At 38.9% G+C, this 13,296-nt stretch carries 12 protein-coding genes and 1 rRNA gene; 8 read left to right on the top strand and 5 right to left on the bottom strand.

Features of this window, described 5'->3' with window-relative positions:
• The 8 genes from rrf to AB8M93_RS01685 form a co-directional block, all read left to right on the top strand.
• Positions 1-78: ribosomal RNA gene (gene rrf / locus AB8M93_RS01720) — 5S ribosomal RNA — on the top strand; the annotation flags it as partial.
• A 1,139-nt stretch (positions 79-1,217) separates the two neighbouring features.
• The gene (locus AB8M93_RS01715; RefSeq protein WP_373055894.1) at positions 1,218-2,237 is read left to right on the top strand and encodes a glycosyltransferase family 2 protein; all 1,020 of its coding nucleotides are present in this window, start codon (positions 1,218-1,220) and stop codon (positions 2,235-2,237) included.
• A 25-nt stretch (positions 2,238-2,262) separates the two neighbouring features.
• Positions 2,263-3,129 carry an ABC transporter permease gene (locus AB8M93_RS01710; RefSeq protein WP_373055893.1) on the top strand — a complete coding sequence of 289 codons (867 nt, stop codon included), beginning with the start codon at positions 2,263-2,265 and terminating at the stop codon, positions 3,127-3,129.
• Between the two features lie 6 nt (positions 3,130-3,135).
• Positions 3,136-4,410: an ABC transporter ATP-binding protein gene (locus AB8M93_RS01705; RefSeq protein ID WP_373055892.1), complete on the top strand. Its 1,275-nt coding sequence runs from the start codon at positions 3,136-3,138 to the stop codon at positions 4,408-4,410.
• Between the two features lie 25 nt (positions 4,411-4,435).
• Positions 4,436-5,443, top strand: a complete 1,008-nt coding sequence (locus tag AB8M93_RS01700) for a glycosyltransferase family 2 protein (RefSeq protein WP_373055891.1) — start codon at positions 4,436-4,438, stop codon at positions 5,441-5,443.
• Between the two features lie 10 nt (positions 5,444-5,453).
• Positions 5,454-6,710, top strand: a complete 1,257-nt coding sequence (locus tag AB8M93_RS01695) for a glycosyltransferase family 2 protein (RefSeq protein ID WP_373055890.1) — start codon at positions 5,454-5,456, stop codon at positions 6,708-6,710.
• A 32-nt stretch (positions 6,711-6,742) separates the two neighbouring features.
• Positions 6,743-8,344, top strand: a complete 1,602-nt coding sequence (locus tag AB8M93_RS01690) for a glycosyltransferase (RefSeq protein ID WP_373055889.1) — start codon at positions 6,743-6,745, stop codon at positions 8,342-8,344.
• A 24-nt stretch (positions 8,345-8,368) separates the two neighbouring features.
• Complete coding sequence (locus AB8M93_RS01685) at positions 8,369-9,367, top strand: polysaccharide deacetylase family protein (protein ID WP_373055888.1); 999 nt, start codon at positions 8,369-8,371, stop codon at positions 9,365-9,367.
• Between the two features lie 460 nt (positions 9,368-9,827).
• Here AB8M93_RS01685 and AB8M93_RS01680 read toward each other — a convergent pair whose 3' ends face one another.
• The 5 genes from AB8M93_RS01680 to AB8M93_RS01660 are packed head-to-tail and all read right to left on the bottom strand — an operon-like array spanning position 9,828 to position 13,267.
• The gene (locus tag AB8M93_RS01680) at positions 9,828-10,289 is read right to left on the bottom strand and encodes a heme-binding domain-containing protein (RefSeq protein WP_373055887.1); all 462 of its coding nucleotides are present in this window, start codon (positions 10,287-10,289) and stop codon (positions 9,828-9,830) included.
• Between the two features lie 23 nt (positions 10,290-10,312).
• Positions 10,313-11,644 (bottom strand): DUF3570 domain-containing protein, encoded by a 1,332-nt coding sequence (locus AB8M93_RS01675; RefSeq protein ID WP_373055886.1) that lies wholly within the window; start codon positions 11,642-11,644, stop codon positions 10,313-10,315.
• Positions 11,635-11,844, bottom strand: a complete 210-nt coding sequence (locus AB8M93_RS01670) for a DUF4266 domain-containing protein (RefSeq protein ID WP_373055885.1) — start codon at positions 11,842-11,844, stop codon at positions 11,635-11,637. The genes AB8M93_RS01675 and AB8M93_RS01670 overlap by 10 nt, the downstream gene beginning before the upstream one ends.
• The gene (locus tag AB8M93_RS01665; protein ID WP_373055884.1) at positions 11,841-12,830 is read right to left on the bottom strand and encodes an FAD:protein FMN transferase; all 990 of its coding nucleotides are present in this window, start codon (positions 12,828-12,830) and stop codon (positions 11,841-11,843) included. Before AB8M93_RS01665 ends, AB8M93_RS01670 begins: the two co-directional genes overlap by 4 nt.
• A complete protein-coding gene (locus AB8M93_RS01660) occupies positions 12,830-13,267 on the bottom strand; it encodes a thioredoxin family protein (protein ID WP_373055883.1) in 438 nt (145 codons plus the stop codon). Before AB8M93_RS01660 ends, AB8M93_RS01665 begins: the two co-directional genes overlap by 1 nt.
• Positions 13,268-13,296: the final 29 nt, after the last annotated feature.

Below are 13,296 nucleotides of genomic sequence, written 5' to 3'. Positions count from 1 at the left end.
TCCCATCCCGAACAGAGAAGTTAAGCCCGTTAGCGCAGATGGTACTGCTATTTGTGGGAGAGTATGTCACCGCCTTGTTTTTTGAAACCCCTTCAGTGTAACTGGAGGGGTTTTTTTATGGAATACAATGAAGGGGAAGGTAGGTTAGGGAGCCAGAAAAGTTAAGGGTAAACGTCCCGATGCGTCGGGAGTACTGCTATTTTGTGGGAGAGCCTGCCTGCCGGCAGGCAGGTATGTCACCGCCTTGCTTGTCTACCAACAGGTAGATTTTTTGAAAAGCACTTATCGTAAGATAGGTGCTTTTTTTGTTTACAGGCTTTTGGGAACAGAACATTGAACATGTTGGATGCCGCGTCATTCAATTTTGGAGACCAGGCAAATCACATATTTGCCTGAGATAATACTGGCCGAATTAATTCCAGGTAAATGCCTTTCAATTTTATTATTTTCTACAATTTTTAAGATTTAACTTAGTCTTTAAACAACATTCCATTCTTCTAAAGAGGATTTTCTTAATAAATTCCAGCAATGCTTGTTATGTGGGAGAAATACCTAAAACTAGGTATGGCAATACTGAAATTTATCTTTTAACTTGTTGAGTTAGAATTAAATTTTGAAGACAATTTATTCTGATGCCGATTTTTTCTGGTTGGCCTGTTGCTCATCTTAAAATTTGTATTAGCAAGAGTTTGCTTATTTAACCGGCATTGTGAAAATAATTTTCCGGTGTAATTAGTACTTTCTTCTAAAAATGAGCAGAAACAATCAATAGATCTTCGGCTTGTTGTGTCACTCTATCTCGGAATGATTTAGGCGCAAAATTACTGTTTTTAAATATTTACTTCAATTAGCCCATTAAAATTTTCATATTGTCCGCAAATAACTATAAAAAGAATCTAAGTTTAAATTTTTTAGAATTAAAATTCGCAAAAAAAAATCTTCTGATTTTTTTGATATAGGAATTAATATTCCTAATGGTTTTTTTACCTTGGTAGGTGTTAACTAAAACGCCTCTAGGTTTTTAAGGTTTGGGTGACCTGAAGAATTTTCCAATATGGAATGCCGCAATTAAATGTTTAACCTGCTTTTAGAAGAAGATTAATGAACATTATTGGTTTAAATGGTGTAACAAAATGATTTTGAGCTAGAGAAAAAAGTAGCTAATTAATCTTAGATAAATTCATTTTTAGATCTGTTAAATTAACATTCACTACTTTATGAATCAGCGTATTCCCGAAGTTCCTCCAGTCATTTCACCCCTTCCTGAGGTAAAGCGTCCTGTATGGTCTGTGTGTATACCAGTTTATAATTGTATTAATTATCTTCCCGAAACTCTGGAAAGTGTTTTATTACAAGCTCCTTCACAGGAGCTTATGCAGATAGAAGTGGTGGATGATTGCAGTACTGATGGCGATGTGGAAAAAGTAGTCAATCAGGTTGGTAAAGGGAGAGTGGGATATTACAGGCAGGCAGAGAATTGCGGAAGCCTCAGAAATTTTGAAACCTGTATTAATCGTTCAAAAGGTAACTATGTGCACCTTTTACATGGTGACGATAGAGTAGAAGATGGCTTTTATCAAGAGATTGCCCTTCTCTTTCGTAACCATCCGGAGGCAGGAGCAGCTTTTACCAACTTCAATTATATAGATCATACAGGACAAATTGTTCCCATTATAAACCAAAGTATCTTAGAAGCTCCGGGAATTGTACCAAATTTTATAGATAAAATAGGGGTAAAGCAATTGATTCAACCACCAGCCATGGTCGTTAAACGTTCAACTTATGAAACAGTGGGCAGTTTTTATGCTGTTCATTTTGGTGAGGACTGGGAGATGTGGGCAAGGATTGGAGCAAGATTTCCCATAGCCTGCTCTCCAAGGCGCTTAGCCTCTTACCGCGTAGGCCATGGGATTGGTATAAGCCACAAAAGTTATCTTACTGGAGAGAATATAAAGGATATTAAAAAGGTAATAAATATCATACAGCAACATTTGCCTGAAGATCAGAGATCAAGGATAAGAAAAGAGTCTTATGCCTATCATGCCAGATTTGCGGTAAAAGTTGCCAATACCCTACTTCTCTGTCATTCAAGGGCTGCATTCCGGCAGGTATATGGGGCCTGGGGTATGAGTAAAGATTATATTACGCTCTTATGGATGCTTCGCTTTTATGCTATGTACAGTTTGAGGTATAAACAGATAGAACGTATCCTTCGGAATAAAAATCCAACACGATAAAATAATTGATGGTAACTGCAACTACATGAATAATGGATCTAACGGCCGCAGGCTGAAGCAATGGGAGTGGGAAATTAAGCCTGAAACATCCTGGTGGGATATCGGGATATTAGAATTATATTCATACAAAGACCTAATGCTTCAGTTGGCTAGAAAAGACTTTTTGGCACTATACCAACAGACGTTGCTGGGGCCCTTTTGGGCGTTATTGCAGCCCTTGCTTACTGTTCTTACCTATGTTTTGGTCTTCAACAAAATAATAGGTATTCCTACAGAGGGCGTGCCACCTTTGTTGTTCAATATGGTAGGTATAACCTTATGGACGCTATTTTCAGAGGTTTTCCTCCAAATATCTAAAACCTTCTCCCAAAATGCTGAGATTTTCAGCAAGGTATATTTCCCAAGAATCATTGTTGCCCTCTCTACTCTTTGGCTTCAGTTGCTTTTATTTGGAATTCAATTGCTTCTGCTGCTTGCGCTTTACTTATTTTTTATATTTAATGGAGATGTAGATTTTAATGCCGGGCGGATGCTTTTAATTTTTCCTATTATTGCGATTACGGCAGCTATAGGATTTGGAGGTGGATTAATCTTTTCGGTACTCACGGCTAAATACCGGGACCTTATGACGTTGATACAACTCATTATACGCCTGCTTATGTTCGTGTGCCCAATATTTTATTCCCTTGCCATGGTGCCCGAAAGTGTGCGTTGGCTAGTAAACCTCAATCCGCTATCTTCCCTTTTTGAATATTTTAGATTTGCGTTTTTGGGTATAGGTAGCGTAAATGCGCTACACTTGTTATATAGTGGAAGTTTTATGTTGCTAATTGTGTTTTTGGGGATACTTCTCTTCAACAAAATGAGCGACAAGCTAATGGATGTTTTATAAAAAATTATGTCAAAAACAGTAATACAGGTCGAAGATATTTCCAAATTATACAATTTAGGTACCATTGGGTCCGGCTCACTGCGGCGTGACATGCAATTGTGGTGGCAAAAAAATGTTCTGGGTAAGGAAGATCTAAACCAGAATATAAGGAATGGCAGGAAGGTGGATACTAATGAACACATCTGGGCGCTTAAAAACGTAAGTTTTGAGCTAAAAGAAGGGGAGGTGCTTGGGATCATTGGTCATAATGGTGCAGGAAAGTCCACCTTACTTAAGATTTTATCACGCATCATAAAACCCACGGAGGGCCTGGTTCGCGGCAGCGGTCGCATCAGCAGTTTACTTGAGGTAGGAACTGGATTTCATTCTGAACTTACTGGAAGAGAGAATATTTTCATCAGCGGGCATATCCTTGGGATGAAAAAAGCAGAAATCTTAAAAAAGTTTGATGAAATCGTAGATTTTTCTGGAGTTGAAAATTTTATAGACACTCCGGTAAAACGGTATTCTTCAGGAATGTATGTAAGGTTAGCCTTTGCTGTAGCCGCACATCTGGAGCCTGATATATTAATAGTGGATGAGGTCTTGGCTGTGGGTGATGCCGAATTTCAGAAGAAATGCCTGGGCAAAATGAATGATGCTTCCAGCCAGAGTGGCCGCACAATTATTTTTGTAAGCCATAACCTGCAAGCAGTAAGTAACCTTTGCTCGCAGGCTCTTTGGATGGATAGAGGTAATGTACGCGCAAGGGGAAAATCCAAAGCGGTGCTCAATGAGTACCTTAGTGCTTTGTATAAAAAAAGCTGGGTAAAGGAGTTTTCAACATTAAAAGAAGCTCCTGGTAATGATAGGATAAGAGTTCTTTATGTAGAGTTATTGCCTCATCTTGAAGATCCTCTTAGCGTCATAGATATTCGAACTACCTTAACCGTAAAATTTAGATTTTATAACGCCACTGATAACATTGTTTTATCAACAGACCTGCTGCTCTTTACCCTGGCAGGAGAGTGTATATTTGATATACCGTCAAAACCTAAACTGTACTCTAAAGGAATGATAGAGGGAGAATGTACTATTCCCGGAAACTTTTTGAATAACGGGTCCTACATGTTCACGCTACACTTCTCTAAAGACACATCATCAGAACTTTTTTCTTATCAGGAATGTTTGATGTTTGATATAGCCGACTATCGTGAAAACACGAATTGGTATGACAAATGGTGGGGCTATGTAAGACCAGATTTTCCCTTAGTACTTAAACCCTTAGCAACGGTGAGATAAATTCTTTTTAAAATATTAATTAAAAATGCAAAGGATACCTGCTTCACCTCCCTACATTGCACCCATTAAAGACCAATATCCCCGCCCCTTATGGTCTGTGATGATCCCGGTGTACAATTGTTCTAATTATTTACCTGAAGCTATAGAAAGTGTTTTAAAGCAGGATATGGGAAAAGCATTGATGCAAATAGAGGTGGTAGATGATTGCAGTACTGATGCTAACGTGGAAGAACTGGTCAGGAAGCTTGGAAAAGGGCGGGTTAAATACTATAAACAAGAAGTTAATGTAGGAAGTCTCAGGAATTTTGAAACTTGTATAAATCAAGCCAGAGGGAAATACGTACATTTATTGCATGGCGATGACCGGGTGAAGATTGGGTATTATGCGTCACTTACCAAACTTTTTGATAAATTTCCTGAAGCCGGAGCTGCCTTCTGTGCATGGGAACATATAGATAGCGAGGGAAACTTCTCGCATCAATCCCGTATAGAGGCCAAAGAACCCTGTGTACTTGAGAACTGGCTTCATAAACTGGCAGAATTTCCAAGATTACAGTATGTAGCCATTACGGTAAAAAGAGAAGTGTATGAAAAACTTGGAAGCTTCTATTTAGTTCATTACGGAGAAGATTGGGAGATGTGGGCCCGTATAGCCAAGCATTATCCTACAGCGTATATACCTGAATTTCTGGCGGAATATCGGGAACATAAAAATTCCATCACCTGGCGGAGTTATCAATCGGGCCAGAATATTAAAGATATCGCCAAAGTTACGGCAGCAATAATCAGCTATTTACCAAAAAAAGATCAAAAAAAGATGTTGAAAATAGCAAATAGGAATTATGTATATTGGATCTTGAACGAAACTTTTAGCGCCTGGTTTATCTCTAAAAACAAAACAGTGGTTTATAATCAAATCAAGACAGTTCTAGGGATTTACAGGGATAATTATGTATTATCCAGGATAACACTTCTTTTATTCTATATCTGGACAGATCCTTACCGAATGTATTTTAAGAGAAGGACAACCTAAACCACCATGTATGTCTAAATTAGCTCCTTACCTTATCCATCATGTAAAATTGAACGAACAAGATGTAGCACAGATTCTACCTCCGGAAGCTGGCAACAGGCATTATTATGTGTTTTGGTGGAAAAATATTCCTCTGGGCCATCTTTATATAGAGGAAAAGGGTTGTACAGATTTTTTTAAAGCTATGTTAGATGTTATAGCCCCTAGCCTAATGGCATACGCAAATACCAAACAGCAGGCGCGGCAAATCGCCGAAGCAGTTAAAGCTAAGGAGTATGCGTATCTATTAAATTTAGCGGAACAAATCCTCACGCCATATACAAGGATAGATATTCCACAAGAAGTAGATATTTCTGTGGTAATATGTACGCGTAACCGTAGCGAAAGTTTAAAGCACTGTCTGGAGAGTTTAACCAAACAAATTTGCAGGCCAAGGGAAATTATTATTGTAGACAACGCCCCCACAGATGATCTTACAAAGTTAGCTGCGCAATCCTTCAATAGCGTTATTTATTGCAAAGAGGTACGGCCAGGCTTGGATATAGCAAGAAACACAGGTGCGCGGTTGGCAAAATCAACTATAATAGCCTACACAGATGATGATGTAAGTGTTGATGTCTTGTGGTGCTATCGGGTATGGGAAAGTTTTTTAAAAGAAAAGACAGATGCAATGACAGGGCTGGTAATAGCGTCGTCGCTTGAGACGGAAAGCCAACAGATATTTGAAAAAAATTGGGGTTTCAACAAGGGATATGAAGATATCCATTTTAATAGTGATTTTATCTATAAGTCTTCAGGGGTTCCAAGAGTTTGGCAAATAGGAGCGGGAGCCAATATGGCCTTTAGAAAAAAGGCCCTTGAAGTTGTTGGTTATTTTGATGTTAGGCTGGATGTTGGTGCAGCGGGTTGTAGTGGCGATTCAGAGATATGGTTTAGGATGTTAGCTAATAATATGAATATTCATTATAATCCCCGTGCCATTGTGTATCATGCACATCGCAAGGGATTACAGGAGCTGCACAAACAACTATTCAATTATATGCGCGGGCATTCCGCATCTGTGCTCATTCAGCATGCTCAAAATAAAAAGATAGGCTACAAAAAATATCTATATTTAGAGTTGATGAGGTATTATTTGCATTTAATCAGAAATGGTTTTCCAGGCTATAAATTTCGTTACCGTACGCTATGGAGTGAATTTAAAGGCATAAATTCCGGAATCCGGTTTTATAGAAAAAATAAAAATAAACCTTCAATAGTCCCATAATCATGCTAGTATCCGGGCATTTAATACGTGAAATGGTGTCAATAATTATACCCTGTTATAACCACGGGAAATATCTGGCACATGCCATTAGCAGTGTTCATGCCCAATCCTATCGTTTTTTTGAAGTCATAGTGATAGATGATGGCTCTGTAGATAATACTAAAGAAGTATGTAGGAACTACCCGGAGGTACGCTATGTACATCAGGAGAATATGGGTTTATCTTCAGCCAGGAATATGGGTGTCAAACATGCCAAAGGCGAATATTTAGTTTTTCTGGATGCTGATGACTGGCTGCTGGAGCATGCTCTGGAATATAATTTAAGATCTTTAAAAGCTAATACCCGTGCTGCATTCGTGGCTGGGGGCTATCAACTGTTTTATGAGCCAGAGAATAAGACCTGGACCATTCAACAGGAAATTTCCAATGACTATTACTGTAAACTGCTGGAGGGTAATTTTATTGGTATGCATGCAACCGTAATGTATAATTACTGGGTATTTAAAAATTTCAGTTTTAATACCTCTTTACGTTATTGTGAGGATTATGATATATACCTTCAAATAACAAGATCTTTCCCAATTATTTATCATACCCATTTAATTGCTGTTTACAGAAAGCATGAGGAGAATATGTCTGCAAATTATTCCGGAATGATGGAGTATGCCTTGCGGGTTTTATTTTTTCAGAAGAAAAATCTTAGGAATAAGGCTGAAAGGGAATCCTATAAAAAGGGGAGAAATTATTGGAGTGCTTATTATTCACGGAAGATTTATAACAATTTGCTGGGTAGGCTGTATGCTGGAGAAGTTGTTTTTGACAGGAAGGAAATAGAAACCCTTAAAAAACATGATAAACACCTTTATAAGAAATTTACAAATCAGCCTTTCGAAGATTATGAGGGTAAGAGGAAAGGTTTTAAAAAGTTGACGATGAATGTTCTTAAAAAAATTTTCTTTAAAATAAAAAAGAAATCAACAATATCTAAAGCGAAAAAGATCGATCTTGGTGATTTAGACCGCACGAGCCCGTTTAGCACCCAGTTTGGTTACGACCGTGGCGGGCCGTTGGATAGGTATTATATTGAAAATTTCCTGAAAGCGTATTCGCCACAAATCAAGGGCCGTGTCTTGGAAATAGGGGATAATACGTATACCCTTAAATTTGGAGGTGATGCAGTAATTGAAAGTGATGTTTTGCATATTGATGAGTCCAACCCGCAGGCAACATTTATAGGTGATCTTAGCAATGCCCCGCAAATCCCATCAGATAGCTTTGATTGTATTGTACTTACGCAAACCCTAAATTTAATTTACGATTTTAAGGCGGCCATTGCCACCTGCCATAGAATTCTAAAACCGGGAGGAACTTTATTGATTACCGTACCAGGTATTAGCCAAATTGCGCAAGATGGATGGGGTAAATACTGGCTTTGGTCATTTACCGATGCATCCATGCAACGGCTAATGGAAGAGTATTTCGCTCTTGAAAAAATTTCAGTACAAACTTATGGGAATGTTAAGGTTGCAAGCGCTTTTCTGTATGGGATGGGATTACCAGAAATAAAAAAAAATGACATGGAAGTGCATGATCCCCATTACCAGGTTATCGTAAGTGTAAGTGCAATTAAATAGAACCTGTGGATAATGTGGAGCCGGATGAGAACGTATTTTAACAAGGCAGGGTCTAAGGCAGTGGTACTAATGTACCATAGGATATGTTGCCTTAAAACAGATCCCTGGCAATTGGCCGTTAGTCCGGAAAATTTTGAGTCTCAAGTAAAAATGCTTAAGAAAAACTTCAAAGTATTACCCCTTTCCAGACTTGAAGAGCAATTGCGCATCGGTAAACTGAAGCACAAAAGTATTTATATAACCTTTGATGACGCCTATACCGATAATTATATAAATGCCAAACCAATTTTAGAACAATATAATTGCCCCGCGACTATTTTTGTACCCTCGCATTTTGTAGGAAAGGAACAATTATTTTGGTGGGACGCTTTAGAGGCCATCATTCTTCATTTCCCTGAGCTACCAGAGCAATTAAGGCTATTGATAGATGATAAGACACATGAATTTTATCTCGAGGCTGAGCGATTGACAGATGAAGTTAAAGATAAGCAGGAGGCCTGGAGATGGTTCAACCCACCGCCAACCAACCGATGTAAATTGTATTTAAAAATATGGAAACTTTTAAAACCACTTTCCCATGAAGAGATTGAGGCGGTAATAACAACTCTACAGGAATGGGCAGGCGTAGCAACTATTTCTGCATCCAGGGATTGTGCCATGACAGATTTGCAGCTAAAGGAAATGGCATCTACTAAACTGTTCAGTTATGGCCTACATACCCATACACATCCTGCTCTGGCAAATTGTTCGGCGGAAAAGCAGTTCCAGGAAATAGCCGTCAATAAAAGGTATTTGGTTGAGCATGATTATCCAGTTATTAATGCTATAGCTTATCCTTATGGTAATTATAATGAGATTTCTATTGAGGTCGCCGGGCAGAACGGGATGAATTTAGGTTTTAGCACGGCAAGGGAGATTATTGGCCCCAACTCCTCGGCTCTTAGCCTTGGCAGGGTGCAAGTGTTAAATATTGATGGATCGGTTTTGCAGAAAGAACTGTCGCATCTGTTTGATTCACATTAGCCTTGGTTGTTTTATTTCCTTTTCCATTGAGTTTATGAATTACAATAGGCTCCCTTCAAGAATGGTAGCAAGATTTTAATTTTCTGCTTCTCCGCTAAGTTTCCTTGATATTACAGGTCTTCGTAAGAGATTTTAATAAACCTATTTTTTTTCTCTACTCCTTTTTACAGGCACAGTAGGTTGGAACTTATACGCTTCGGAATAAATTTACACCTGGGGGATTCTTCTATTAAATTTCCCACGAATTTAGTTTAGGTAAGCGTGAGGGGTTTTTTTTAAAACCTTACCTGTGAGTATTATACGTATTTAAATTGGTAGTAAAAGTAAGTGCTTAGGATGGATAATCATGAGTAAAAGTATTACTTTAAAAACTTAAAGATTAAAGTTAACCCGTAAAGGTGCAAAGCAGGGGGGACCAAATCTGCATAGGATAAGATGTAGTGCCATTTATATTGTAAAACTAATTCGCTGAATAATTCGCCACCCAGTCCAGTAATGCGGCTTCTTCCGCATCAGTCAGTTTTGCTTCTGCATGTAACCACAGGTAAGAATCCAGAGGCATCTCCCCTTCTTCCACGGTTTCCCCAATTTCCTCTACTTTATGCTCTTTTTTTTCCGCGGAATAATTAGCCCATTCAGAAAAATTAAGATGACGCTTGCCATCTTTTACATGATTATCTAAAAAAAGGTTTACGGGGGCAATATCGTTGTACCATGGATACACCGTATTGTTAGAGTGGCAGTCGTAACAGGATTCCACCAGGATATTAGAAACATCCCCTGGAATATTTTCAATTTTTGCGATATCTGTTGGAGGGATCTCATCATAAATGTTCTTTTCCGGCCTGAAAAACTGCAATGCCAAGAGGATGATTAACAGCGCTATAAGGATTGTTTTGACTATTTTTTTCTTTCCCGCCACTTTTAAAATTTTTAAGGTTTAGCTTATTGCACAATAAAATTTATTCCTGCTGAAATCAAATTCGAATTCAACCCGGAATTTCTCTCATAATACAAATATCGAAGATCGATACTTTTTAAGTGTAAATTCCAGAGTGTAAATTTGGTAAAAATATCGGTATAATTTACACCAAAACTAAACTGATTGGCAGAAAAACGGGAGAGGTCATAATCTGAAGTATAAAATTCTTCACCAGAGGTATGCATTTCGTAACCTGCAAAATAATCTGCAGCAGTTTGATAATAATAGCGGTATGAGGGATATAATGTAAATTTAGTTCCCAGCTTTATGGGAATTTCAAGGCTGGCCGTATGTGATTGTATCCCCCAGTCATCATTATAAAACCTGTAATATCCTCTTAGTACAAAAGTTTCGTTAAGGTAATAATTCAATCTTCCGCCGGCCGCTATTTTAAAGCGGGTATCTGGTAACTGTTCAATAGCATCGGCTAGCTGGAAATCTTCAATAAAGGAATCTTCAATATCACCAAAATATACCCTCTGGAAAGGGGTAGATAGCAGGCCATTCTGCTGCACCAGGTCCAAGGCAAGGCTAGCCTGCATTTTTTCGGTAAGGATTTGAGAAAAATTAAAGCCAATGGAATAAGAATTTCGTCCTTTATCTGCAAATTCCGTGAACTCAGGATTGTAATCTGCATTTCCGCTAACTGTATTGCGGTTAAACAATGCATCGCTGAGCCCTCTTCCATTTGCTCCAAATGGCCTTAATTCATAAGGATAAACTGGATTCCATTTATCAAGATATAATTTCCCGTTTATGGTAAGTTCAGTATTCTTATCATTCCATAATTTTGTAAAACTTCCTCCAAAACCTAGAGAAAAGTAATCGTATTCACTTGCTACGGAAAAATTAGCCGTCCAGATCTTGTTGCGGCTATTGGAACTATGACTATAAGTGGCATTAAGATTGGCCCAGGTATCGCTTTGGGAAGCTCCGGAAGATGCAGTAAAAGGATCTGCCTGCCCTGAACCGTCAATCGGATTGATATTACTGGAGGAAGCTGAAGTATAAGCAGAAATCGCGGCATCTATAATTAACACATCATCGGCATTTAGCGGAATGGAAACCACAATGGTGGGAGTGAAGTCGGTAAGCTCTTCAGTTCCTTTTCCTCCGGAAACCGCGGCATTGTTACCGTCCTGTGTATAATAGCTGGTTAGGAAATCTATTTCTGTATTTTCCAAAACCCTTTTCTTATAAGCATTTTCTTCAGAATTCTCCTCCTGTGCAGAAGCATTAAGAAGCCCGAAAATGGCAAAGTACACCAGCAGGCCCAATTTAAGTTTTAATTGCATCCGCATCCTCCTCCGGTTTTTCCTCCATTAACACCAGAAGCTGCCTCCCGGTAAGAATGGAAATTTGTTTGAAAACGATCCAGTTTCTTTGTTCCCAGGACCATATCTGGATCATTTATATAGACTTTCTCGTACTCCTTAACCACAGAGCAGGAAAAAAGGCTTAGAAAAACCAATCCGTATATTGCTTTTTTGATCATTTGCTGGTGTTAATTTCTATGTGATCTGAAGTGAAAATATTGCCTTCAGTATCTATAATAATACATTCAATCCCGGGAAGCTGATTTATCCTGTTAAGGCCAACCTCCCTTCCCATAACAAAAACTGAAGTCGCCAGGGCATCGGCAAGTTCAGCTTTTGGGGCAAAAACCGTTACGCTAATGATTCCCGCAGCAGGATACCCGGTCCTGGGATCGATAATATGAGCATAACGGGTGCCGTTAAATTCAACAAATTTCTCATAATCTCCTGAAGTTACCACGGCTTCATTTTTAATGGGTAGCAAAGCAAAAGCTTTATTTTTATCTAACGGATTGGTAATGGCTACTTTCCAATCCTGCCCGTTTACCTGTTTTCCCCAGGTGTTCATGTCTCCCGAGGCATTAATAATTCCTGCAGCCACGCCTTTTTGTTGCAGGAGGTTTTTTGCTTTATCTGCCGCATAGCCTTTGCCAATGGCGCCAAAACCAATTTTCATTCCCGGTAATTTCAGGAAAACGCTTTGTTCGGCTTCATTTAATATTATATTTTCATGACCCACCTTAGCTACAGAGGCTTTAATCTTTTCTTCGGAAGGCATTTCCTGCATACTGCCGTCAAATTTCCAGGTATTGTCCATAGAGGCGTAGCTAATATCAAAAGCACCATCGGTAAGTTTTGAAATTCCTTTTGCCCTTTTAATGAGCTGGAAAAGTTCACCGCTCACCTTTACAGGATGTAAACCGGCATTTTTATTAATAGCCGAAGTTTCTGAAGCAGGATCCCAGGAGGAGATCATCTTTTCAATCCGGCTAATTTCGGCAATGGCAGTATCTATATATTTATTTGCTTCGGCTTCATCCTGCGCAACCACCGTAATGTCAAACCGGCTGCCCATTAGTTTAAGGGTGCGCTTAACCGTGGCAGGCTGCGCTTCCGCAGAAACATAAAAAAGGAAAATGAATACCGGGAGCAACTTTTTAAGCATTATTTAAGGTAAGAATTGAGCATGGCAATATATTCACGAGGTGTGGTTTTTTGGTATCCGGCATCTCCCAGCACCCGGCCTTTTTCATCTAAAAGCACCACGTATGGGAAGTATCCTTTGGAGTTGTATTTTTCTGCCAGTTTATTATTTTTTTCCTGTTGTGCTTCAGAAAGGGCATTTTTACTTCTGCGGGGGAAATCTGCGAGTAACATCACGTAGTGATCTTTGGCATAATCTTTAAATTCTTCTGTGCTCCAGATTTCCTTCGTTAGTTTTATACACGGCGCGCACCAGTCTGAACCCTGAAAAACAAGAACAATGGGTTTGCCCTCTTTTGCTGCCTGTTCCTGGGCCGCCTTAAGATCTGTGGTCCATTCCTGTGCAAAATTTAACTGAAAGCAGAAGGCACATAGAAAGAAAATCATTAATTTTTTCATCAAAATTTTATTTTGAAGGTATGCACTAC

Source organism: Autumnicola aciditolerans, assembly GCF_041679265.1.
In the GTDB taxonomy this organism is placed as follows: Bacteria; Bacteroidota; Bacteroidia; order Flavobacteriales; family Flavobacteriaceae; genus Autumnicola.
Note: the sequence above shows the minus strand (reverse complement) of the source record. Positions and strands in the feature narration are given on the sequence as shown.

Coding starts and splice junctions, on each gene's coding strand:
- AB8M93_RS01670 (WP_373055885.1), bottom strand. CDS start 11,844: ATGATCAAAAAAGCAATATACGGATTGGTTTTTCTAAGCCTTTTTTCC.
- AB8M93_RS01700 (WP_373055891.1), top strand. CDS start 4,436: ATGCAAAGGATACCTGCTTCACCTCCCTACATTGCACCCATTAAAGAC.
- AB8M93_RS01690 (WP_373055889.1), top strand. CDS start 6,743: ATGGTGTCAATAATTATACCCTGTTATAACCACGGGAAATATCTGGCA.
- AB8M93_RS01705 (WP_373055892.1), top strand. CDS start 3,136: ATGTCAAAAACAGTAATACAGGTCGAAGATATTTCCAAATTATACAAT.
- AB8M93_RS01685 (WP_373055888.1), top strand. CDS start 8,369: ATGAGAACGTATTTTAACAAGGCAGGGTCTAAGGCAGTGGTACTAATG.
- AB8M93_RS01695 (WP_373055890.1), top strand. CDS start 5,454: ATGTCTAAATTAGCTCCTTACCTTATCCATCATGTAAAATTGAACGAA.
- AB8M93_RS01665 (WP_373055884.1), bottom strand. CDS start 12,830: ATGCTTAAAAAGTTGCTCCCGGTATTCATTTTCCTTTTTTATGTTTCT.
- AB8M93_RS01660 (WP_373055883.1), bottom strand. CDS start 13,267: ATGAAAAAATTAATGATTTTCTTTCTATGTGCCTTCTGCTTTCAGTTA.
- AB8M93_RS01715 (WP_373055894.1), top strand. CDS start 1,218: ATGAATCAGCGTATTCCCGAAGTTCCTCCAGTCATTTCACCCCTTCCT.
- AB8M93_RS01710 (WP_373055893.1), top strand. CDS start 2,263: ATGAATAATGGATCTAACGGCCGCAGGCTGAAGCAATGGGAGTGGGAA.
- AB8M93_RS01675 (WP_373055886.1), bottom strand. CDS start 11,644: ATGCAATTAAAACTTAAATTGGGCCTGCTGGTGTACTTTGCCATTTTC.